This is a genomic window from Streptomyces sp. NPDC037054, assembly GCF_055606745.1.
Window position 1 is genome coordinate 282639 of record NZ_JBVJSJ010000010.1, and the last position, 23611, is coordinate 306249.

The 23611-nt window shown below is 72.0% G+C and carries 16 protein-coding genes and 1 pseudogene; 9 read left to right on the top strand and 8 right to left on the bottom strand.

The window, feature by feature from the left end:
- Positions 1 to 32: 32 nt before the first annotated feature.
- Entirely contained in the window at positions 33 to 662 is a 630-nt protein-coding gene (locus ACZ7D7_RS24535) for a hypothetical protein (protein ID WP_470826969.1), read from the bottom strand.
- Positions 663 to 1062: 400 nt separating this feature from the next.
- On the opposite strand from ACZ7D7_RS24535, the gene ACZ7D7_RS24540 reads away from it, so the two are divergent.
- Genes ACZ7D7_RS24540 through ACZ7D7_RS24560 form a run of 5 tightly spaced genes read left to right on the top strand, consistent with a single transcriptional unit; the run spans position 1063 to position 9165 of the window.
- Positions 1063 to 4071: a sensor histidine kinase gene (locus ACZ7D7_RS24540; protein WP_470826970.1), complete on the top strand. Its 3009-nt coding sequence runs from the start codon at positions 1063 to 1065 to the stop codon at positions 4069 to 4071.
- Positions 4068 to 4502 carry a roadblock/LC7 domain-containing protein gene (locus ACZ7D7_RS24545; RefSeq protein ID WP_470826972.1) on the top strand — a complete coding sequence of 145 codons (435 nt, stop codon included), beginning with the start codon at positions 4068 to 4070 and terminating at the stop codon, positions 4500 to 4502. Before ACZ7D7_RS24540 ends, ACZ7D7_RS24545 begins: the two co-directional genes overlap by 4 nt.
- A 9-nt stretch (positions 4503 to 4511) precedes the next feature.
- Positions 4512 to 4907, top strand: coding sequence for a DUF742 domain-containing protein (locus tag ACZ7D7_RS24550; protein ID WP_470826973.1), 396 nt, complete (start codon positions 4512 to 4514; stop codon positions 4905 to 4907).
- Between the two features lie 24 nt (positions 4908 to 4931).
- Entirely contained in the window at positions 4932 to 8579 is a 3648-nt protein-coding gene (locus tag ACZ7D7_RS24555; RefSeq protein WP_470826975.1) for a hydantoinase B/oxoprolinase family protein, read from the top strand.
- Positions 8560 to 9165 carry a GTP-binding protein gene (locus ACZ7D7_RS24560; protein ID WP_470826976.1) on the top strand — a complete coding sequence of 202 codons (606 nt, stop codon included), beginning with the start codon at positions 8560 to 8562 and terminating at the stop codon, positions 9163 to 9165. Before ACZ7D7_RS24555 ends, ACZ7D7_RS24560 begins: the two co-directional genes overlap by 20 nt.
- Before the next feature lie 63 nt (positions 9166 to 9228).
- Here ACZ7D7_RS24560 and glpK read toward each other — a convergent pair whose 3' ends face one another.
- The 3 genes and pseudogenes from glpK to ACZ7D7_RS24575 all read right to left on the bottom strand — a co-directional run bounded on the left by glpK (position 9229) and on the right by ACZ7D7_RS24575 (position 13605).
- On the bottom strand, positions 9229 to 10746 hold the full coding sequence (gene glpK / locus ACZ7D7_RS24565) for a glycerol kinase GlpK (protein ID WP_470826977.1): 1518 nt from the start codon (positions 10744 to 10746) through the stop codon (positions 9229 to 9231).
- A 22-nt stretch (positions 10747 to 10768) separates the two neighbouring features.
- Positions 10769 to 11518, bottom strand: a complete 750-nt coding sequence (locus tag ACZ7D7_RS24570; protein ID WP_470826978.1) for an MIP/aquaporin family protein — start codon at positions 11516 to 11518, stop codon at positions 10769 to 10771.
- A 435-nt stretch (positions 11519 to 11953) separates the two neighbouring features.
- Positions 11954 to 13605: pseudogene (locus tag ACZ7D7_RS24575) on the bottom strand (EAL domain-containing protein).
- A 184-nt stretch (positions 13606 to 13789) separates the two neighbouring features.
- On the opposite strand from ACZ7D7_RS24575, the gene ACZ7D7_RS24580 reads away from it, so the two are divergent.
- Positions 13790 to 14599: a M15 family metallopeptidase gene (locus tag ACZ7D7_RS24580; protein ID WP_470826979.1), complete on the top strand. Its 810-nt coding sequence runs from the start codon at positions 13790 to 13792 to the stop codon at positions 14597 to 14599.
- A 47-nt stretch (positions 14600 to 14646) separates the two neighbouring features.
- Positions 14647 to 15180, top strand: coding sequence for an NUDIX domain-containing protein (locus ACZ7D7_RS24585; protein WP_470826980.1), 534 nt, complete (start codon positions 14647 to 14649; stop codon positions 15178 to 15180).
- A gap of 15 nt (positions 15181 to 15195) precedes the next feature.
- On the opposite strand, the gene ACZ7D7_RS24590 is transcribed toward ACZ7D7_RS24585, so the two are convergent.
- Positions 15196 to 17562, bottom strand: a complete 2367-nt coding sequence (locus ACZ7D7_RS24590) for a glycoside hydrolase family 31 protein (protein WP_470826981.1) — start codon at positions 17560 to 17562, stop codon at positions 15196 to 15198.
- 212 nt (positions 17563 to 17774) lie between these two features.
- On the opposite strand from ACZ7D7_RS24590, the gene ACZ7D7_RS24595 reads away from it, so the two are divergent.
- Entirely contained in the window at positions 17775 to 19742 is a 1968-nt protein-coding gene (locus tag ACZ7D7_RS24595; RefSeq protein WP_470826982.1) for an acetoacetate--CoA ligase, read from the top strand.
- Positions 19743 to 19918: 176 nt separating this feature from the next.
- Positions 19919 to 20824 (top strand): hypothetical protein, encoded by a 906-nt coding sequence (locus ACZ7D7_RS24600; RefSeq protein ID WP_470826983.1) that lies wholly within the window; start codon positions 19919 to 19921, stop codon positions 20822 to 20824.
- Positions 20825 to 20894: 70 nt separating this feature from the next.
- Here ACZ7D7_RS24600 and ptsP read toward each other — a convergent pair whose 3' ends face one another.
- From ptsP to ACZ7D7_RS24615, 3 genes are all read right to left on the bottom strand, one after another.
- Positions 20895 to 22565, bottom strand: coding sequence for a phosphoenolpyruvate--protein phosphotransferase (gene ptsP, locus ACZ7D7_RS24605; protein ID WP_470826984.1), 1671 nt, complete (start codon positions 22563 to 22565; stop codon positions 20895 to 20897).
- A gap of 80 nt (positions 22566 to 22645) precedes the next feature.
- A complete protein-coding gene (locus ACZ7D7_RS24610) occupies positions 22646 to 23095 on the bottom strand; it encodes a PTS sugar transporter subunit IIA (protein WP_470826986.1) in 450 nt (149 codons plus the stop codon).
- 282 nt (positions 23096 to 23377) lie between these two features.
- On the bottom strand, positions 23378 to 23611 hold a 234-nt coding region (locus tag ACZ7D7_RS24615), incomplete at its 5' end, for a hypothetical protein (RefSeq protein ID WP_470826987.1).

Sequence of the window (23611 nt, forward strand, 5' to 3'; positions counted from 1 at the left end):
GGGCACGGGCAGGGCTGACGGCGACCCGGCTGTCACGAATGCGACAGCCGGCCCGCGCCGCCCTGCCTGCGTATCCGCTCCTGCGCACGCTCGGCGGCCCGCGCCTGCCTGCGGGCCCGGCGCCGCTCCCGCCGCAGGGCGCGCGCCGTACTGCTCGGAGAGGACACCACCCCGTTGCGCTGGTTCCACACCTGGCGGGTCACCCAGACGTCCAGCACGCCCCACGTGGCCACCACCGTGCTCGCCACGCTGCTGAGCACCATCGGGAACGCGAGCCACGAACCGGCCATGGTGCACAGGAAGGCCACCACCGCCTGAACCAGCGTCACCGCGATGATGATGACCGCCCGCACCGCCGCCGTACGCACCGGATCCGGCAGCCGGCGCCGCCGCGCGGGCTCCTCGATCCACAGCGGCCGGTAGGCCGCCTGCTCCCGCTTCGGTGCTACCGGACCGCCGTCCTCCCCTATGTCCGTGCCGGTGACGCGAGGCGCTCGCGCATCGGTCCCCTCGGCGGCGCCCTCGCGCTTCTTCTCCTGCCCGGCTGCCGGAATGTCGAGATCCGGCGCCTCCGTGCCGCGTGGCGCCGTCACACGTCCCGCCCCGTCGTCAACGGAAGACTCCAGCCGCTCCGCCGTGCCCATCAACGTGTCACTTCCCATCCCCAGCAGTCCGCTCGCCCCGGGTCCGAGAACCCGACTCCCACTGGCTGCCCGGCTTGCGCTGTTTTACGCCGCCCCGGGGCAGGGCACGGCTCCTGTGGCCGATTCCGCCCCCATGTCCCATGGAGTAGGACGAACGACACGTCGGGAAGATTCCCGAGCAGCGATAAAAACCGGCCAATTGACCTGCGGCGCGCGGTGATCGACGGACCTGGGCGCTGCCGGAATCGGGGAGGCAATCTACCCCAATGACCGGACAACTCCGTATCTCTCGCCGCCGGTACGGAAGTTCAGCTTCCGGAAGACTCTTCGAGTTCGCCCGGCGTCGGTAGTAGGCTCGCGCCGTTTGTTGACGCACATGCGAACTCCCGTGTTGACGGGGGTCGAGCTGGGGGAGGCCATGCGCTTTCGCGGGAAGTCGATCCGCCGGAAGATCGTGGCGCTGCTTCTCGTGCCGCTGGTGTCGCTCACCGCGATCTGGGCTTTCGCCACGGTACTCACGGGGCGCGAGGCGGGCCGGCTGTTCAATGTGTCGGCCGTGGTCGAGAAGATCGGCTACCCCGTCGAGGACACCGTCCGCGTGCTCCAGCAGGAGCGCCGCCAGACCCTCGTCTACCTCGCCGACCCGCGCGCCTCCGAGGGACTGGCCGATCTCCGACGCAGCCGCACGGCCACCGACAAGGCCGTCGCCCAGATTCGAGCCAACGCCAGGAACACCGATGTGCGGGACGCCCTCGGCGGCTCCAACGACCGGCTGACCGCCGTACTGGACGCTTTCGAAGGCATCGCCTCCCTGCGCCGCAGCGTCGAGGAGGGCACCGTCAACCGCGCCCAGGCCCTCGACCTCTACAACCGGCTCGTCGACCCCTGCTACGTGCTGCTCTCCGGCCTCACCGTCGTCGACGACGGTGAACTGGAGAAGCAGTACCGGGCGCTCGTCAATCTCGCCCGGGCCCGCGAACTGCTCTCCCGCGAGGACGCCCTGCTCGGTTCCGCCCTGATGGTCGGACGGATCACGCGGGGCGAGATGCGCGACATCTCCGACCTGGTGGCCCAGCGCACCCTGATGTACGAGGTGAACCTGCCGCTGCTGCCCTCCTCGGAGCGGGACCGCTTCGAGAGCTTCTGGAAGAACGCCTCCTCCGCCCCGGTGCGCGTGGCCGAGGAAGCGGCCGTCACCTCCGAGACCGGCAGGCCCGGCGGAGTCGACGCCAAGAGCTGGGACGCCGCGGCCGGCAACGCGCTCGACGAGCTCGCCACCCTCAACGACCAGGCGGGCAACCGCTATCAGGACCGCGTCAGCCCGGCCGCGGTGCACGTCATCGCCCAGGCGGCCGTGGCCGGCGTCCTCGGCCTCATCGCCCTGCTCCTGTCCCTCTTCCTGTCCGTCCGCATCGGCCGCGGCCTCATCCGCGACCTGCGCCAGCTGCGCCTGGAGGCCCACGAGGCGTCCGGGGTGCGGCTGCCCAGCGTGATGCGCCGCCTCTCGGCGGGCGAGCAGGTCGACGTGGAGACCGAGGTCCCGCGCCTGGAGTACGACAAGAACGAGATCGGCGACGTCGGGCAGGCCCTCAACACCCTCCAGCGTGCCGCCGTCGAGGCCGCCGTCAAGCAGGCCGAACTCCGGGCCGGCGTCTCCGAGGTCTTCGTCAACCTCGCCCGCCGCAGCCAGGTCCTGCTGCACAAGCAGCTCACCCTGCTCGACAGCATGGAGCGGCGGACCGAGGACACCGAGGAACTCGCCGACCTGTTCCGCCTGGACCACCTGACCACCCGCATGCGCCGGCACGCCGAGGGCCTGGTGATCCTCTCCGGCGCCGCCCCCTCCCGGCAGTGGCGCAAGCCCGTCCAGCTGATGGACGTCGTCCGCGCCTCCGTCGCCGAGGTCGAGGACTACGAGCGCATCGAGGTCCGCCGCCTGCCCCGGGTCGCCGTCACCGGCCCCGCGGTCGCCGACCTCACCCACCTCGTGGCGGAACTCCTGGAGAACGCCACCGTGTTCTCCCCGCCGCACACCGCCGTGCAGGTCCTCGGCGAGCGGGTCGCCAACGGCTTCACGCTGGAGATCCACGACCGGGGCCTCGGCATGGCGGCCGACGTGCTGCTCGACGCCAACCTCCGGCTCGCCGAGACCCCCGAGTTCGAACTGTCCGACACCGACCGGCTCGGCCTGTTCGTCGTGAGCCGCCTCGCCCAGCGGCAGAACGTCCGCGTCTCCCTCCAGCCCTCGCCCTACGGCGGCACCACCGCCGTCGTGTTCATCCCCGACGCGCTGCTCACGGACGACGCCCCCGACACCAACGGCGTCGGCTTCCGCCTCGACCGGCCCCGGCGCCCGAAGGCCGGCGAGTCCGAGGACGGCCACCGCGCCCTGACCAAGGTGCCCGCGCAACTGCCCGGCCTGCCGGTCTCCGTGCTGGACGGCCCCGTCGAACTGGAGGCGCCCGCCGACCTCGACGGCCTCGGCGACTTCCCGGGCGTGCTCGGCGACGAGGACAGCGAACGCGGCGGCATCTTCCGCCGGCGCGGCGGAGCTCCCCGCACCGATGACACGGCGGCACGCCGCCGCGACCGTCACCACCAGGCCTCCGACGCCCAAGGCACGGCCGACGGCGACGACACCGATGGCGCGTTCGACGCCCCCGTCCCGCTGCCCCGGCGCCACACGCCCAAGCTGGTCAGCTCGCACGGCCGCCCGGTCGCCGGCCAGCGCGGCCGTCGCGGCGAAGCCGACGCCACGGCGCAGGCGAGCGGCTCGGAGCAGGCGGAGGAGAGCACGCGCACGCTGCCCACCCGCCGCCGCGGCCCCGAACCCGCCTCCGGACCGAGCCGCCCGCAGACCGAGGCCGCTCCGCCACTGCCCGCCCGTCGACGCGGCACGACGCCCGCCCGCTGGGACACCGACCCGGAGGCCCGGACCGACGGGCCGACCGCGCCCCCGGCCGGCGGCGGCCCCTGGGACGCCGCCCCCGCCGACGGGGCCGAGGCGCCCGCCCTGCCCAGGCGCGGCCGGCGGCCCGAGGGCACCGAAGGCCCGGCCGAAACCTCGGGGCGCACGGGCACCCCGGCGGCCCGGAGCGACGCGGCACCGAACCGGGCCGACGGGGTACCCGGTCCCGGCGGCCCCGGCACGGGGACGGGCACGACGCCGCGGACCGGCGGCACGGGCCCGACGGGAGGACTGCCCAGGCGCGTCCGGCAGGCCAACCTGGCGCCCCAGCTGAAACGGGAACAACGGCGCACCACCGGCCGGGCCGCCGAGTCCGCCGACCGGGACGCCGACGAGGTACGCAGCCGTATGGCCTCGCTCCAGCGCGGCTGGCAGCGCGGCCGTGAGGAGAACGCCGCGGGCGACGAAGCCGACAGCGGCCAAGCACCACAGGGAACGAACAAGGGGGACGGTCGATGACCGCACCAAGGACGACCGGCCACACCGCGACCAACTCCGGAGAGCTGAACTGGCTCCTCGACGACCTCGTGGACCGGGTCGCGAGCATCCGGAAAGCGGTTGTGCTCTCCGGCGACGGTCTGGCGACGGGAGCGTCCAAGGACCTCACCCGTGAGGACAGCGAGCACCTGGCCGCCGTCGCCTCGGGCTTCCACAGCCTCGCCAAGGGCGTGGGCCGGCACTTCGAGGCGGGCAGCGTCCGGCAGACCGTCGTCGAACTCGACGACGCGTTCCTGTTCGTGACGGCCGCCGGCGACGGCAGTTGCCTCGCCGTCCTCTCGGACGCGGACTCGGACGTCGGGCAGGTCGCCTACGAGATGACACTGCTGGTCAAGCGGGTCGGCGTGCATCTGGGCACCGCTCCGCGCACCGATCTGCACCCAGGCGGGTAGTGGGATGACATGAGCGCAGACGGTCAGGGAAGAAGCCACTGGTTCGACGACGAGGCCGGGCCCGTCGTCCGTCCGTACGCCATGACGCGTGGCCGCACCACGAGTGCGGCCCAGCACCGCCTCGACGTGATCGCGGTGGTCGTCACGGAACCCCACGCGGACGACCCGGAGGCCGACCCCACGCTGTCCCCGGAACACGTCGACATCGTCGAGCTGTGCCGGGACGTCCCGCAGTCGGTCGCCGAACTCGCCGCCGACCTGGACCTGCCCATCGGCGTGGTGCGGGTCCTGGTCGGGGACCTCGTCGCCGCGGAACTCGTCCACGTCAACCGGCCGGTACCGCCGGCCGAACTGCCCGACGAGAGCATTCTGCGCGACGTGATCAACGGCCTGCGGGCGCTGTGAGCGGTGCGGAAGCGGAGTACTGACGTGACAGGCTGGCAGTTCTGGATCGACCGGGGCGGCACGTTCACCGACATCGTCGCGCGTCGCCCCGACGGCCGGCTGCTGACCCACAAGCTGCTGTCGGACAACCCGGCCAGGTACCCCGACGCGGCGGTGGCGGGCGTCCAGGGCCTGCTCGACGGCGCCGACGACCCCGTCGACGTCGTCCGGATGGGGACCACCGTCGCCACCAACGCCCTGCTGGAACGCAAGGGCGAACGGACCCTGCTCGTCATCACCCGCGGCTTCCGCGACGCGCTGCGCATCGCCTACCAGAACCGCCCCGCCATCTTCGCCCGGCGCATCGAACTGCCCGAGCTGCTCTACGAACGGGTCGTCGAGGTCGACGAACGCATCGCCGCCGACGGCACCGTCCTGCGCGCACCCGACCTGGACGCCCTCGCCGAGCCGCTCCGGGCCGCGTACGACGACGGGATCCGCGCCGTCGCCGTCGTGTGCCTGCACAGCCACCGGCATCCCGCGCACGAACAGGCCGTGGGAGCGCTCGCCGCACGGATCGGATTCCCGCAGATCTCGCTGTCCAGCGAGGTCAGCCCGCTGATGAAGCTCGTCCCGCGCGGGGACACGGCCGTCGTCGACGCCTACCTGTCGCCCGTGCTGCGCCGCTACGTGCGGCAGGTCGCCGACCGGCTCGACGGCGTGCGCCTGATGTTCATGCAGTCCAACGGCGGACTCACGGAGGCCGGGCAGTTCCGCGGGAAGGACGCCATCCTGTCCGGCCCGGCCGGCGGCATCGTCGGCATGGCCCGCATGTCGCAGCGCGCGGGATTCGACCGCGTCATCGGCTTCGACATGGGCGGCACCTCCACCGACGTCTCGCACTTCGCCGGCGGCTACGAACGCGTCCTCACCACCCGCATCGCCGGAGTCCGGCTGCGCGCGCCCATGCTGGACATCCACACCGTCGCGGCCGGCGGCGGCTCGGTCCTCCACTTCGACGGCGCCCGCTACCGCGTGGGCCCGGACTCGGCGGGCGCGGACCCCGGCCCCGCCTGCTACCGGGCCGGTGGCCCGCTCACCGTCACCGACGCCAACGTCATGCTCGGTCGCATCCAACCCGCCCACTTCCCCCGGGTGTTCGGCCCAGGCGGCGACCAGCCGCTCGACGCGGAACTCGTCCGGGACCGCTTCACCGCCCTCGCGCGCGAGATCCGTGACCAGACCGGCGACGACCGCGGCCCCGAGGAGGTCGCCGAGGGCTACCTCCGGATCGCCGTCGCCAACATCGCCAACGCCGTGAAGCGGATCTCCGTCCAGAAGGGCCACGACGTCACCCGCTACGCCCTCACCACCTTCGGCGGCGCGGGTGGCCAGCACGCGTGCATGGTCGCCGACTCCCTCGGCATCCGCACCGTGCTCGTGCCGCCCATGGCCGGAGTGCTGTCCGCGCTCGGCATCGGCCTCGCCGACACCACCGCCATGCGCGAACAGTCCGTCGAAGCGCCCCTGGAACCCGCGGCGATGCCCGGCGTCCACAAGACCGCCGACGACCTGGCCACCGCCGCCCGCGCCCAACTCCTCGCCGAGGACGTCCCCGACGACCGCATCCGGATCACCCGGCGCGCCGAACTCCGCTACGACGGCACCGACACCACCCTCACCGTCGAGCTGACCGACCCCGGCACGATGCGGCGCACCTTCGAAGAACGTCATCGCGCCACGTACTCCTTCACGCTCGACCGACCGATCGTCGTCGAAGCCCTCTCCGTCGAAGCCACCGGCATCACCGAACCCCCCGATCTGTCCGCCCTCGCCCGCTACGAAGGCCACCGCGCCGCGCCCGGCACCGTCCGCCTCCACACCGGCGGCACCTGGCGCGACGTACCCCTCCACCGCCGGGAGCACATGCCCCCCGGCGAGACCGTCACCGGCCCCGCGATCATCGCCGAGGCCGGCTCCACGACCGTCGTCGACGACGGCTGGCGGGCCGCGACGACCGACGACGGGCATCTGGTCATGGAACGCGTCGCGGTTACGCAGAGTTCCGACCTCGACACGAAAGCCGATCCGGTTCTCCTCGAGGTCTTCAACAACCTGTTCATGTCCATCGCCGAACAGATGGGCGCCCGGCTGGAGTCCACCGCCCAGTCCGTCAACATCAAGGAACGGCTCGACTTCTCCTGCGCCCTCTTCGACCCGGACGGGAACCTGGTGGCCAACGCCCCGCACATCCCCGTCCACCTGGGCTCCATGGGCACCAGCGTCAAAGAGGTCATCCGGCGCCGCGGCACGCGCATGCGCCCGGGCGACACCTACGCGGTCAACGACCCCTACCACGGCGGCACCCACCTTCCCGACGTCACGGTGATCACCCCGGTCTTCGGCACCGGCCGCGCCGCGACCCCCGACGCCGACACGGACAGTGACCGGATCCTGTTCTACGTCGCCTCCCGCGGCCACCACGCGGAGATCGGCGGCATCGCCCCCGGCTCCATGCCCGCCAACAGCCGCACCATCGAGGAGGAGGGCGTCCTCCTCGACAACTGGCTGCTGGCCGAGAACGGCCGCTTCCGCGAGGCCGAGACCCTCCGCCTGCTCACCGAGGCGCCGTACCCCTCCCGCAACCCGGAGACCAACCTCGCCGACCTGCGCGCCCAGATCGCCGCCAACCAGAAGGGCGTCGACGAAGTCGGCCGCATGATCGAGAACTTCGGCCTCGACGTCGTCCAGGCCTACATGCGGCACGTCCAGGACAACGCCGAGGAAGCCGTCCGCCGCGTCATCGACGCCCTGGACGACGGCGCGTACGCCTACGAGACCGACTCCGGCGCGATCATCCGGGTACGCGTGCGCGTGGACCGCGACAACCGCTCAGCGACCATCGACTTCACCGGCACCTCGGCGCAGCTCCCCACCAACTTCAACGCCCCCTACTCGGTGGTCAACGCCGCGGTGCTGTACGTCTTCCGCACCCTGGTCGCGGACGACATCCCCCTCAACGACGGCTGCCTGCGCCCCCTGGACATCGTCGTGCCGTCCGGCTCCCTGCTCGCCCCCGAGCCGCCCGCCGCCGTCGTCGCGGGCAACGTCGAGACGTCACAGGCCATCACCGGCGCCCTGTACGCTGCCCTGGGCGTCCAGGCCGAGGGCTCCGGCACCATGAACAACGTCACCTTCGGCAACGAACGCCACCAGTACTACGAGACCGTCGCGTCCGGATCGGGCGCCGGTGACGGCTTCCCCGGCGCGCCCGTCGTCCAGACCCACATGACGAACTCGCGGCTCACCGACCCCGAGGTCCTGGAGTGGCGACTGCCCGTCCGGCTGGAGGAGTTCGCGGTCCGGCGCGGCAGCGGCGGCGCCGGACGGTGGCGCGGCGGGGACGGCGCCGTACGCCGCATCCGGTTCCTGGAACCCATGACGGCCTCCACGCTGTCCCAGCACCGCAGGGTCCCGCCGTACGGCATGGCCGGCGGAGCGCCCGGCGCGCTCGGTACCAACCGGGTGGAGCGCGCCGACGGCACGGTCACCGAACTCGGCGGAAGCGACTTCGCGGACGTCGGCACCGGGGACGTGCTCGTCATCGAAACCCCTGGCGGCGGAGGCTACGGCCCACCGCCGTCCGACCCCCATCACGCAGGAGAAAAGACCGATGATCTTCGGGCGCTCTGAGCGCGGCAAGCCCCCCGTTGAGCCCGTCACGCTCAAGATCCTGGTGGCCGGCGGCTTCGGCGTGGGCAAGACCACGCTGGTCGGCGCGGTCAGCGAGATCAGGCCGCTGCGCACCGAGGAAGTGCTCACGGAGGCCGGGCGCCCCGTCGACGACACCAGCGGTGTGGAAGGCAAGCACACCACCACCGTGGCCATGGACTTCGGGCGGATCACGCTCCGCGAGGACCTGGTGCTGTACCTCTTCGGGACGCCCGGCCAGGAGCGGTTCTGGTTCATGTGGGACGAGCTCTCCGAGGGCGCCCTCGGCGCCGTCGTGCTCGCCGACACGCGCCGCCTGGAGGACTGCTTCGCCGCGATCGACTACTTCGAGCGGCGGTCCATTCCGTTCCTCGTCGGCGTCAACTGCTTCGAGGGAGCGGCCCGTTACCCCGAGCAGGACGTCCGGGACGCCCTCGACCTCGACGACTACGTCCCCGTCGTGATGTGCGACGCGCGCGACCGCGAGTCCGTCAAGGACATCCTCGTCGGCGTCGTCCAGCACGCGATGAGGTTCGCGTCGGACCACCGCCACACCGTCACCACCTGACACGCACACGCACGCGTGCATGAGCACTCACCTGCACACGCACGCGTGCGTACCGGCCGCCGGCTACTCGCCGTCCTCCAGCCAGCCGAAGCTCTTCTCCACCGCCTTCCGCCAGTTGTGGTACTCGCGGTCACGCACCGACTCCTCCATGGCCGGCCGCCACTCGGCGTCCTCCTGCCAGTGCGCCTTGAGCTCGTCCAGGTCGTTCCACACGCCCGTGGCCAGCCCGGCCGCGTAGGCGGCGCCCAGGCAGGTCGTCTCGGACACCTTCGGCCGGATCACCGGCACGCCCAGCACGTCCGCCTGGTGCTGCATGAGCAGGTTGTTCTTCGTCATGCCGCCGTCGACCTTCAGGGTCGTGATCTCCACACCGGAGTCCTGGTACATGGCGTCCACGACCTCACGGGTCTGCCAGCTCGTCGCCTCCAGCACCGCCCGCGCGAGATGCGCCTTGGTGACGTACCGGGTGAGCCCGGTGACGACACCGCGCGCGTCCGACCGCCAGTACGGCGCGAACAGACCGGAGAACGCGGGCACGATGTACGCGCCGCCGTTGTCCTCCACGCTCGCCGCCAGCGGCTCGATCTCGTCGGCGGTGCGGATGATGCCGAGCTGGTCGCGGAACCACTGCACCAGGGCGCCCGTGATCGCGATCGCGCCCTCAAGGCAGTACACGGGCGCCTCGTCGCCGATCTTGTAGCCCATCGTCGTCAGCAGCCCGTTCTTCGACGGCACGGGCCGGTTGCCGGTGTTGAGCAGCAGGAAGCTGCCGGTGCCGTAGGTGTTCTTCGCGTTGCCCACGTCGTAGCAGGCCTGCCCGAACACCGCGGCCTGCTGGTCGCCGAGCGCCGACGCGACGGGCACCCCGGACAGCTGCCCGACGGCCCTGCCGTAGACCTCCGAGGACGACCTGATCTCGGGGAGCATCGACTCGGGGACGTTCATCGCGGACAGGATGGACGGGTCCCACTGGAGGGTCTCCAGGTTCATCAGCATGGTGCGCCCGGCGTTCGTCACGTCGGTGACGTGCCGCCCGCCGTCCGTGCCGCCGGTCAGGTTCCAGATCAGCCAGGAGTCGATCGTGCCGAAGGCGATCTCGCCGCGCTCCGCGCGGTCCCTGAGGCCGGGCACGTTGTCCAGCAGCCAGGCCGCCTTGGGGCCGGAGAAGTAGCTGGCCAGCGGCAGCCCGGTCTGCTCGCGGAACCGGTCCTGGCCGTCCGAGCCGCCCAACTGGTTGCACAGGGCGGCGGTACGGGTGTCCTGCCAGACGATCGCGTTGTGCACGGGCTTGCCCGTCGCGCGGTCCCACAGGACCGTCGTCTCGCGCTGGTTGGTGATGCCGAGGGCACTGAGCTGGTCCGCGCGCAGACCCGCCTTGGCGACGGCCCCCGCCACCACCGCCTGCACCTTGGACCAGATCTCGGTGGCGTCGTGCTCCACCCAGCCGGGCTTGGGGAAGATCTGGCGGTGCTCGCGCTGGTCGACGGCGACGATCGCGCCGCTGTGGTCGAAGACGATGCAGCGGCTCGACGTGGTGCCCTGGTCGATTGCGGCGACGTACTTCTCGGAGTTGTCCGTCATGGCTACCCCTTGGGCTCGGAGGTCAGAAGGCTGCGTTGTAGATGAGGGCCGCGAGCGATCCGCCGATCAGCGGGCCGACGACCGGGATCCACGCGTAGCCCCAGTCCGAGGTGCCCTTGTTCGGGATCGGCAGGAAGGTGTGCACGATCCGCGGGCCGAGGTCGCGCGCGGGGTTGATGGCGTAGCCGGTCGGGCCGCCCAGGGACAGACCGATGCCGACGACGAGGAGCGCGACGATCAGCACGAGCATGCCGGACTCGCCGAGGCCCTTGGTGAGGCCGAACGCGAGGATCGGCAGCACGAGCCCGATGGTCGCGATGATCTCCGTCATCAGGTTGGCGACCGGGTTCCGTATCTCGGGGATGGTGGAGAAGATCCCCAGCGTCGGAACCGGCTCGTCCACGGTGCCCTCCGTGGTGCCCGTCTCGCGCACGTTGGCCTGGAACTGCGCGAAGTACACCAGATAGCACAACACGGCGCCGAGCATGGCGCCGACGAGCTGGCCCAGCAGGTAGACCCAGACCTTGCCCCACTCGCCCGTGTCGATGGCGATGGCGATGGTGACGGCCGGATTGATGTGTCCGCCCGACAGGGGGGCGGCGGTGTAGGCGCCCGCCAGCACGGCGAAGCCCCATCCGAACGCGATCACGATCCAGCCCGATGCCTGGGCTTTCGAGAATCTCAGGGTGACGGCGGCGCAGACTCCGGCGCCGAACAGAATGAGGATCGCCGTGCCGATGATCTCGCCGACGAATATGTCTCCGTTGCTCATGGCGACTCCTAGGCCCGGGTTCCGGGACGATCGGCCCCGGCGCTCCGTGCGGGTGGGTTCGTTCTCCCATGGTGCGTTTCCCATGGCGGTCTCGCCCGGTGGCAGGAGTTCAGCGTCCCTGACCGGGGTCCGAGAGGGGTGGTGTCGGCGCAGCCGAATCGCCCGTGGGGGAGTGGCCCGAGGCGCAGCGGGGCCGCGCGGCGCAGTACCGGTATGCGCCGAGATGGAGCGCGATGTCGACCGACACGGGAAGTGTTCACCGGCGCCCAGGGGGCGTCAAGGTCGCCGACGGCACCGGTTGAGAGTGGGCAGGGCACGCGCGCCGTACGAGTCCGGCAGGCCCTGTCACACCTTTCCCGGCTCCATCACCACGAGCCCCGCGGGTGCCGTGTCACACCTCTCCCGGCTCCATCACCACGAGCCCCGCAGACCCCGTCACACCCCTCCCGGCTCCGCCACCGCGAACCCCGTGGGCGCCGACGTGCCCTCCACGCCCCGCCGGATCTCGAACGCGGGCGACCCCGCGCGGCCCAGCACCCAGCTCGCGCCCCGCAGGGCCTTCGCGGCCTTCTTCAGCGGTGCCAGGAAGGCCGCGGCCTGCCGGTGATCCGAGACGCCGCCCGGCGCGCACAGCACCGTCGCCAGCGACAGCGTGACCGGCCTGCCGCCCGCCGACCAGGGCACGTCCAGCACGGACGAGGCCAGCGGCTCCAGCCCTTCCGGGTCCGTCAGCACCAGGAAGTCGTCCCCGCCGATGTGCCCGACGCGCGTGGGGCCCGCCGCGGCCTGCTGCAGCGCCCGCCCCACCGAGCGGATCAGCTCGTCGCCGGCCGCGAACCCGGCCCCGTCGTTGACCTGCTTGAAGTGGTCGACGTCCAGCCAGCTCAGCGCGAACGGACGCCCCGCGGCGATCCGCCGGTCCACCTCACCGGTGATCGCGTCGGAACCCGGCAACCGGGTCAGCGGATTGAGCCCGGCCGCCTCCTCCACCCGGCTCTCGGCGAGCGCCCGCACCAGGTCCGCGAGCCGCACGACGCCCACACAGCGCCCGTACCGGTCCACGACGGCCACGTCGTCCGACGTGCGGTCACGCTCGCCGACCGCCACCACGTCCAGCACCTCCCACGCCGTCGCGTCGACGCCGACCGTCGGGGCGCGTCCCCCAGCTTGGCCGCGGGCCGGTCCGCGTACAGGGCGTGCCCGTAGCGCGCCGACATCGACAGCAGGAAGCGCGACCGGTGCACCGAGCGCACCGGCACCCCGGCCCGGTCCACGAGCAGCACCCCCGAGACCTCGGGAGAGCCGGTCAGCAGCGCGCGCACCTGGCCGGCGGACGCCGTGGCGGCCAGCAGCGCCGCGGGCCGCACGAACTCGCGCACCGACGGTCCGGACCGCGGCACCGCCACGAGTCCGGGGGAGCGGGGCGGAACGTATACGTCCGCGGCGGGCAGCCGCGCGGGCGGCGCGAACAGCTCACCCTGCGCGAGCTGCGCGCCGGCCGCCAGCGCCGCCCCGCACTGCAGCTCGGTCTCCACGCCCTCGACGGACAGCAGCGCCCCCAACTCGTCGCACAGCGTGCGCATCGCGCGCACGGCGGCCGGCCGCGCCAGCAGCGCCGCGTCGAGTTTCACCAGGCCGGGCGCCATGTCGGCGAGCAGCCGCAGCGGTACGTCACCGTCCCCGACGCCGTCCGCGCAGATCCGGAAGCCCTGCTCCTGGACGGTGTGCACGGCCTCCAGCAGGGCCCGCTGCGGCACGTGCGTGTACGGCGGACAGATGTCGACCGTGACCTCCCACGGCAACCGCCCGGCCTCCCGGACCGCGTCGTGCAGGGCGGAGAGGCCGCCGAGGTCGGCCAGGGTGCCCGCGAACACGTTGACGTGCAGCGGCAGCAGCGTCTCGTGGCGCACCGCCGCACGCACCGCGGCCACCGCGAGCCGCCCGTCGAGCTCCGGGTCGCGACGCGCCTCGGCGAGGACGTCGCCGGTCTCCGGGCGGGCGAGTATCTCCAGCCCGGCGACGCCGCCGGTGGTCAGATTGACCACCGGCTGGAAGGCGAACCGAAGACTATCCGTCCAGGAGGGCACGGGAGCATGATGGCGCCGCCGACGCCCGCCCAGGGCCAGTTCATGAGACGTTCACGCAGCCTTCCGGGGCGGTGGCACAGCGTGTGAATGCCTTGGCCCGGCCTTCGCAGCGTCACGCGCGGACGGACCCGACCACATGCGATCGCTTCCCCGGCGGAGCCCACTCCTGATAGATGCAGGAGACATGACACGACTCTCGACAGCCGTACGCGCTCTGGCCACGGCACTCATCACCCTGCTCGCCGTGACGACGGCGGCCGGCACCGCCCACGCGGGACCCGAACCCAAGGCGCCCGAGGGCTTCGTCGCCCTCCGGGACGTCGACCGGACGATCATCCAGGAGATGCGCTACTTCACGCCGCACAACTTCGTCGGCGAGCGCATCGACGGCTACCGGCAGCCGATGTGCATCCTCACCCGCCCCGCCGCCGAAGCCCTCCACGCCGCCCAGACGAAACTGCTGCGCCAGGGCTACAGCCTCAAGGTCTACGACTGCTACCGGCCGCAGCGCGCCGTGGACCACTTCGTCCGCTGGGCCAAGGACCTCGACGACCAGGCGATGAAGGCGGAGTTCTACCCGAACGTCGACAAGTCCCGCCTGTTCGCCGACGGTTACATCGCGGAGAAGTCCGGCCACAGCCGCGGCTCGACCGTCGACCTCACCCTCGTCCGGCTCCCCGCGAAGCCGACCAGGCCCTACCACCCCGGTCAGCCCCTCGTGCCCTGCTACGCGCCCCAGGACGAGCGTTTCCCCGACAACTCCGTCGACATGGCCACCGGCTACGACTGCTTCGACACCCTCTCCCACACCCTCGACCCCCGCGTCCAGGGCGAACAGCGCGCCAACCGGCTGCTCCTGAAGAGCACCCTGGAGGACCTCGGCTACGTGAACCTGGCCGAGGAGTGGTGGCACTTCACCTTCAAACCCGAGCCGTACCCGGACACGTTCTTCGACTTCCCCGTGTCCGCCACGTCGCTGACCGGCAGGCACTGAGCCGCCCCCCGGAGACGCCCTCCCGGTGATCGGATACAGTCCGCCGCGTGTCCGAAACCCACACCTCAACCCCCAACTCGGCGCCGGGATCCCACTGTTCGGGATGCGGCGCACCCTACGGAGAGGGCGTCTCCGGCTGGCCCCGCACCTGCCCCGCATGCGGCACCGTGGCCCATCGCAACCCGCTGCCCGTCGCGGTGGCCCTCCAGCCCGTGTACGACACCGACGGCACCGCCCTGGTCGTCATCACGCGCACCGTCGCTCCCGCCCTCGGCGGCACCGCCCTGCCCGGCGGCTACGTCGACCACGGGGAGGACTGGCAGCACGCGGTCGTCCGCGAACTCAAGGAGGAGACCGGCATCGACGCGGCGGCACGCGACGTGCGGCTCGCCGACGCGATCAGCTCGCCCGACGGCCACCTGCTGCTGTTCGGTCTGCTGCCGGAGCGCCCCGTCGACAGCCTGCCGCCCTCCGCCGCCACCGACGAGACGGAGGGCTGGCACCTGCTGCGCAGGCCCGACGAACTCGCCTTCCCGCTGCACACGGTGGCCGTGCGGGCCTGGTTCGAGGGCCGTTACTGAGCCGACGGAGCGCGGTCAGGCCGGCTCGAGGCCGCGCACGCGGACCGGGTGGGGCGGCTCGCACACGCCGACCTCGCCCTCCCGCTCGACGACCACCGTCCGACCCTCCCGGCGGACGGCGTACCGCTCGATCTCCGGCTCGTCCCAGCCGTCCCCCGCGTCCGCCACGACCAGCCCGCCCCCGAACCGCCCAGGGGCGGGCGCCCACACCTCCAGCTGCAGCTCACCCTCCGGCCCGCGCACCGGAATCACGGCACCCGCGCGCGCGAACACCGGGATACGGGACAGCGGCGCCTCCACCAGCACCTGCCCCGGCCCCTCGTACGCCCGCTCCGTCGCGGTGTCGTACCACCGGCCGCGCGGCAACTGCACCGCACGCCGGTCGGCGCCCGGCACGAGCACCGGCGCCACCAGCAGACAGTCACCCAGCAGGAACGCGTCCTCGCAGTCGCGCAGGGCACGCTCCTCCGGCGCCGACCACCACAGCGGCCGCACATAGGGCGCCCCCGTGCGCCGGGCCAACCGCGCCAGCGTCACGAAGTACGGCAGCAGCCGCCGGCGCTCCGACAACGCCACGCGCGCGTGCTCGAGCACCTCGGCACCGAACTCCCACGGCTCCCGGCGCCCCGCCGACAGACTCGAGTGCGTGCGGAACAACGGCAGATGCGCACCGAGCTGGAACCACCGCAGATACAGCTCGGGCGACGGACTCCCGTCGAAGCCGCCCACGTCCGGCCCCGAGTACGGCACCCCGCACAGCCCCAGCCCCAGCACGAGAGCCAGCGACGCCCGCAGCCCCGGCCAGCCCGTGGCGACGTCACCCGACCACGTCCCGCCGTACCGCTGCATGCCGGCCCAGCCGGAGCGCGAGAACACGAACGGCCGCCGGTCCGGCTCCAGGGTGCGCAGCGCCTCGTGGGCCGCCCTCGCCATGCACAACGCGTACACGTTGTGCGCCTCGCGATGGTCGCCGCCCCGCCCCTCCAGACTGTGCCGTGCCGAGCGCGGCAACGTCGTCTCCCCGAACGCGGCGAACGACGTCGGCTCGTTCATGTCGTGCCAGAAACCGGCGAACCCCCGCGTGAGCCGCTCCTCGTACAGCGCGCCCCACCACTCACGCACACGCGCGTGCGTGAAGTCCGGGAACACCGCCTCCCCGGGCCACACCAGACCCCGCACGACCCGCCCCGAGGCGTCCCGCACGAACGCGTCCAAGGCCGACCCGGCGTCGTACACCGCGTTGCCGGGCGCGGCCCGCACCGCCGGGTCGACGATCGACACCAGCCGGATCCCGTCCGCCCGCAGATCGTCCGCCATCTGCTGCAGCTTCGGAAAGCGGTCCTCGTCGACGGTGAACACCTGGTGCTCGTCGTAGTGGTCGATGTCCAGGTGCACGGCGTCGAGCGGCAGCCCCCGCTCCTGATACCCCGCGACGACCCGCCGCACCTCCTGCTCGGTGCCGAAGCCCCACCGCGCGTGCTGGTACCCGAGGGCCCACGCGGGCGGCACCGCGGCGGCCCCCGTGAGAGAGGCCCAGGCGAGCAGCACGCGCGCGGGAGTGCCCACCATGACCCAGCACCGCAGCGGACCACCGTCCACGCGCAGCTCGCTCGTCCCCATCCGGTCGTGCCCGGAACCGGCGCCCTCCTCGCCCTCCCGGATCGTCACCGTGCCGTCCCACGTCGTGTCGTGGAAGACGAGATGCGTCCCGGCGTCCGCCACGACCACCTGCACCGGCATCGTGATGTACAACGGATCGTCCCCGGGACCGAAGGCCCCACCAGGGTCGGTGTTCCACAGCCGGTACGTCCCGTCCCGCAGCCGCGGCCCCGACGAGCGGCCCCCCAGCCCGAAGAACCGCGCGTCCGCCGGGACCCGCGACCGCTGCATCCACCGCGCCGGACCGCCCCCCACCGGCTCCCACCAGCGCGGCGGCTGATCACGGCGCAGCGTCACACCCCCGGGCGTCCGCACCTCGATCGCCCCGTGCCGGGACACCACCACCGTCATCCGCTCCGACACCACCCGCCAGCCGCCGTCCTTGTCCGGCTCCAGCAGAGCCCGCGGATCCGGCTCCGGACACGGTCCGGCGAGCGCGTACGACGGCTCGGGACCCGCCCCGTCCCACCCCCAGAACACGGCCCCGTTCCCGGCGACGACGATCCGCAGCTCCGACCGGTCGAACCGCAGCACACCACCGCCCGGCCCCGGTTCCACGGCCCGCACCGAACCCGGCACGCGGGCCCGCTCGGGCCCCCGGGGCGGCAGCCCGGCGGCGTCCGCACGCCTCCTGCGCCACGCCGCCCGCACGGTACGCAATCCCTGAGCCACCCCCGCGGAACCGACCGCCTTCACCGAACGCACCAGGTCACGACCGTCCATGCTGCTCAGCCTGCCACCGCGCGGCCCGCGCCCGCGGGTCGTTCAACTTCCGTTCACTCGTGTCCGGGCCACATCTTCACGACACGGACTATGTGCGGCGCGCCCTGGTGTTGAAGTCGATCACATGGCATCGTCCGTGTAGCCGCGTCACGCGCACACCCCAGCACGTGCGCGGAGGACGCACACGACGCGCACAGTCCGGGAGCCGCCCCATGTCGACCGAGAACCCCCAGCCGCTCTGGCAGCCCGATCCGGAACGCATCGCCCAGGCACAGATCACCAGATTCCAGAGCTGGGCGGCCGAACACCACGGCGCCCCCGCCGAGGGCGGCTACGCGGCACTGCACCGCTGGTCCGTCGACGAGCTGGAAACCTTCTGGAAAGCCGTCACGGAGTGGTTCGACGTCCGCTTCGCCACGCCCTACGCGCGCGTGCTCGGCGACCGCTCGATGCCCGGCGCCCAGTGGTTCCCCGGCGCCACCCTGAACTACGCCGAGCACGCCCTGCGCGCCGCCGACACCCGCGCGGACGAACCGGCCCTCCTGTACGTCGACGAAACCCACGAACCCCGCCCCGTCACCTGGGCGGAACTGCGCCGCCAGGTCGGCTCCCTCGCCGCCGAACTGCGCGCCCTCGGCGTACGCCCCGGAGACCGCGTCAGCGGCTACCTCCCGAACATTCCGCAGGCCGCGGTCGCCCTGCTCGCCACGGCCGCCGTCGGCGCCGTGTGGACGTCCTGCTCACCCGACTTCGGCGCCCGCAGCGTCCTCGACCGCTTCCAGCAGGTCGAACCGGTCGTCCTGTTCACCGTCGACGGCTACCGCTACGGCGGCAAGGAACACGACCGCCGCGACACCGTCGCCGAACTGCGCCGCGAACTGCCCACCCTGCGCGCCGTCGTCCACGTCCCCCTCCTCGGCACCGAGGCCCCCGAGGGCGCGCTGGAGTGGTCGGCACTGACGTCGGCGGACGCCGACCCCGTCTACGAGCAGGTGCCCTTCGACCACCCCCTGTGGGTGCTCTACTCCTCCGGCACCACCGGCCTGCCCAAGGCCATCGTGCAGTCCCAGGGCGGCATCCTGGTCGAGCACCTCAAGCAACTCGGCCTGCACTGCGACCTCGGCCCCGAGGACACCTTCTTCTGGTACACCTCCACCGGCTGGATGATGTGGAACTTCCTCGTCTCCGGCCTGCTCACCGGCACCACGGTCGTCCTCTACGACGGCAGCCCCGGCTACCCCGACACCGGCGCCCAGTGGCGCGTCGCCGAACGCACCGGAGCCACCCTCTACGGGACCTCGGCCGCGTACGTCATGGCCTGCCGCAAGGCCGGCGTCCACCCCGCGCGCGACCACGACCTCGGCAAGGTGCGCTGCGTGGCCACCACCGGCTCGCCCCTGCCGCCCGACGGCTTCCGCTGGCTGCACGACGAGGTCCGCGACGACATGTGGATCGCCTCCGTCAGCGGCGGCACGGACGTCTGCTCCTGCTTCGCCGGAGCCGTCCCGACCCTCCCCGTGCACGTCGGTGAACTCCAGGCCCCCTGCCTGGGCACCGACCTCCAGTCCTGGGACGCCGCCGGCGAGCCGCTCGTCGACGAGGTCGGGGAACTGGTCGTCACCAACCCCATGCCGTCCATGCCGATCCACTTCTGGAACGACCCCGACGGCAGCCGCTACCACGACAGCTACTTCGACACCTACCCCGGTGTCTGGCGCCACGGCGACTGGATCACCGTCACCCCCCGCGGCTCCGTCGTCATCCACGGACGCTCCGACTCCACGCTCAACCGCCAGGGCGTCCGCATGGGCTCCGCCGACATTTACGAAGCCGTCGAGCGCCTCCCCGAGATCAAGGAGTCCCTCGTCATCGGCATCGAGCAGCCCGACGGCGGCTACTGGATGCCCCTGTTCGTGCACCTCGCCCCAGGCGCCGTCCTCGACGAGGCACTCCTGAACCGCATCAAGCAGACCATCCGCGAACAGCTCTCACCCCGCCACGTCCCCGACGAGGTCATCGAGGTCCCCGGAGTCCCGCACACCCTCACCGGCAAACGCATCGAGGTCCCCGTCAAGCGCCTTCTCCAGGGCACCCCCATGGAGAAGGCGGTCAACCCGGGATCCATCGACAACCTCGACCTCCTGCACTTCTATGAGGACCTGGCCCGCAAGCGCTCCTGACCACCCCGCTGACGCTCAACTGCCTTACAGATAAACGGACTTCGCCACACGACCGGCGAAGTCCGCGACCCCTCCGCGCAGCCGCGTCCGGCCCGGGGACCACCCGGCCCGGACGCCGTTGTCAGTGCGGCCGATTACTGTGAGTGAGCATTGATCGACTGCGCACAGGGGGAAACATGGCGCACACCGACCGCCGGACCATGCGACGCGTTCTGCGCCGCGAAATCGCCGGCACCATCGGCCTGCTGACCGACGAGCACGACTTCCGTGCCATGCGGCGCTACCGCACCTTCACCTTCGACGACCACCAGACCTACCTGCGAGAAGTCGAGGCCCTCCTCAGGGCCCGCGCCACCCAGGGCGCCGTCACCACGGTCACCCTCTTCGACCCGGCCGACTACGAGCAGTTCTGCGAGGAGACCGGCCTCGACCCCGACCGACCCACCAGCCGCGCCCGCTTCACCGCCGAACTCGCCACCACCGGCCCGTCCGTGCCCTACGAGGGCCAGCCGCTCACCGACCTCCTGCCCCACCTGGTCGACGCGGCCGTACGCCAGGCCACCTGGGAGTACGCGAGCACGCTCCTGGCCCGCCTCGGCACCTGCGCCACCTGCGGCGAGGACATCGGCCGGGCTGCCTTCACCCGCGCCTCGGAACTGCTCCTCCGCATCCTCGAAACGTCCCGCAACGGCAACCGACACCTCGTGTGCAGCGTCTCGGGACCACCGGAACCCCTCCTCGCCGTCCTGCACGCCGACGACGACACCGACGGCGTCACCCGGTTCGACGAGGCCGAGGCCCTCGAATTCACCACGGTCCTGGCCCTCGGCCTGGCCACCCACCACCCGGGCGGAATCGTCATGCGCACCAGCGCCCCCGGCACGCCCGACCACATCTACGGCTGGCGCCTGCGCGGCAACGGCCTCGAACCACTCACCGCGGGCGAGGTCTTCGACGCCTACTGCACCGACATCGAGACCGGAGACCTGATCGGCCCCGAATCCGGCGTCGACTACTGCGAGCCGCCCGACCTCGCCGACACCGGACCGGCAGCGCCGGGACACCACCACGGCGAGGACTGAACGCAGGAAGGGGCGCCCCACCCGAAGGCGGAGCGCCCCTCACCACGGCCCGATCAGCTAACCGACCGCCTCACTCGCCGGACAGCACCGCCCGAGCCGCGCTCCGCGCCTCCTCGGCGGTGTCGGCTGCCCGCGCCGCCGCGGCGGCCCGCTCGCACTGCGCCAGCGTGTACTTCGCCAGCGTCGCCCGCACATACGGGATCGACGCCGCACCCATGGACAGGGAGGTGACACCCAGACCGGCCAGCACACACGCCAGCAGCGGGTCGGACGCGGCCTCGCCGCAGACACCACAGCTCTTGCCCTCGGCCTTCGCCGACTCGGCCGACAGCGCGACCAGGTCGAGCAGCGCGGGCTGCCACGGATCCTGCAACCGCGACACCGCGCCCACCTGACGGTCAGCCGCGAACGTGTACTGCGCCAGGTCGTTGGTGCCGAGCGACAGGAACTCGACCTCCTGAAGGATCGAACGCGCCCGCAGCGCGGCCGACGGGATCTCCACCATCGCGCCGAACTTCGCCCGCAGCCCGGCCGCGCGGCAGGCGTCCGCGAACGCCTTGGCGTCCGTACGGTCCGCCACCATCGGTGCCATGACCTCGAGGTACACCGGCAGACCCTCCGCCGCCTTCGCCAGCGCGGTCAGCTGCGTGCGCAGCACCTCCGGGTGGTCCAGCAGCGTCCGCAGACCACGCACGCCCAGCGCCGGGTTCGGCTCGTCGGCCGGCGTCAGGAAGTCCAGCGGCTTGTCGGCACCGGCGTCCAGCACGCGCACCACGACCCGGCCCTCGGGGAACGCCTCCAGCACCTGACGGTAGGCGGCGACCTGCTTCTCCTCGGACGGCGCCTGCTTGCTGTCGTCCAGGAAGAGGAACTCGGTACGGAACAGGCCGACACCCTCGGCCCCGGCCTCGACAGCGGCGGCCACGTCCGCGGGCCCGCCCACGTTCGCCAGCAGCGGCACCTTGTGACCGTCCGACGTGGCACCCGGCCCCGTCGACGCCGCGAGCGCGGCGCGCCGCTCGGCGGCCGCCGCCTCCATCCGCGCCTTCTTCTCCTCGCTCGGGTTCACGAAGATCTCACCCGTGCTGCCGTCCACGGCGATCACCGTGCCCTCGGCCAGCTCCCCGGCACCGGGCAGCGCCACGACCGCCGGCACCCCGAGGGCCCGCGCGAGGATCGCGCTGTGACTGGTCGGACCGCCTTCCTCGGTCACGAAACCGAGGACCAGCGCGGGATCCAGCAGGGCCGTGTCGGCGGGGGCCAGATCGCGCGCGATGAGGACGTACGGCTCGTCGCTGTCCGGGACACCCGGCATCGGCACCCCCAGCAGGCGCGCGACGATACGATTCCGCACGTCGTCCAGGTCGGCCACCCGCCCGGCGAGGTACTCCCCGGCACCGGCCAGCAGCGCCCGGTACGCGGCGAAGGCGTCGTACACCGCGCGCTCGGCGGTGCTGCCCACGGCGATACGCCGCTCCACGTCCGCCATCAGCTCGGGGTCCTGGGCCATCATGGCCTGCGCCTCCAGCACCGCCTGGGCCTCGCCGCCCGCCAGGTTGCCGCGCGCCATCAGGTCGGCCGCCACAGCTTCCACGGCCTTGCGGGCGCGCCCCTGTTCACGCTCCGCGTCCTCGGCCGGAATCTGCTTGGCCGGCGGTTCGAGCACCGCCGTTCCCATGTGCCGAACCTCGCCGATCGCCACACCGTGGCTGACCCCGACGCCTCGCAGCGTTGTCTCCATCTCACCCGTCTCCGATAGAAGCGGCGGGTCCCGCCGCCGCGTTGGTTGTCCTGCTCGCCGCCGTCACGGCGGCACTGACGTCACTTCCAGACGAAGAGCGTGTCGCCGGCCTTCGCGTCGCCGTCCTCACGCAGCTCGGAGAGGGCCTCCGCCGTGGCCTCGAGCGCCACGACCGGGCACACCGGGGACTTGCCCCTGGCCTCGACCTCGGCCGGATTCCAGCGCACGACGCTCTGGCCGCGCGTCACGTTGTCGCCCTTGTTCACGAGCAGCTCGAAGCCCTCGCCGTTGAGCTGCACCGTGTCGATGCCGAGGTGGGTGAGCACACCGTGTCCCTGCTCGTCGACGACGACGAAGGCGTGCGGATGAAGGGAGACGATGACTCCGTCGACGGGTGAGACAGCCTCCGACGGCTCACGCACGGGGTCGATCGCCGTACCCGGGCCGACCATGGCCCCGGAGAAGACCGGATCCGGCACGGCGGCCAGTCCGATGGCGCGTCCTGCCAGCGGGGACGTCACGGTGGTCATGGGAAGCCTCCCAGAGGTGGAGATGGAGATGAGCGCCGTCACTGCCTGTCCCGGGCGGCGCACTGTGCAGCAGCGTATGTCATATGAAGTGCCGGTTCCGCATGAGAGGTTCCGCTTCGCGGCCTAGCGACGGCCCACAGCGATTTGCGCCTGCTCCGGGGCCCGATGTACAGTCGTAGACCTGCCTGGGGCTGAGCAACGCCAGCCGGCGTCCGGCCCGGCAGCAACCAACTCAGCGGATCCTATCTCGGGGTCACTTTCTGCGTGCTCGCAGAACGGTGGTCAGGGGGACGGAAAAACACTGGTAGAGTTGGAAACACCGAAGGGAAGCGCCCGGAGGAAAGCCGCAGAGATTACTGCGGTGAGTACAAAGGAAGCGTCCGTTCCTTGAGAACTCAACAGCGTGCCAAAAGTCAACGCCATATGTTGATACCCCGACCTGATCGGTTCGATCGGGTTGAGGTTCCTTTGAAAAAACACAGCGAGGACGCTGTGTGCGAGGAGATTATTCCTTTC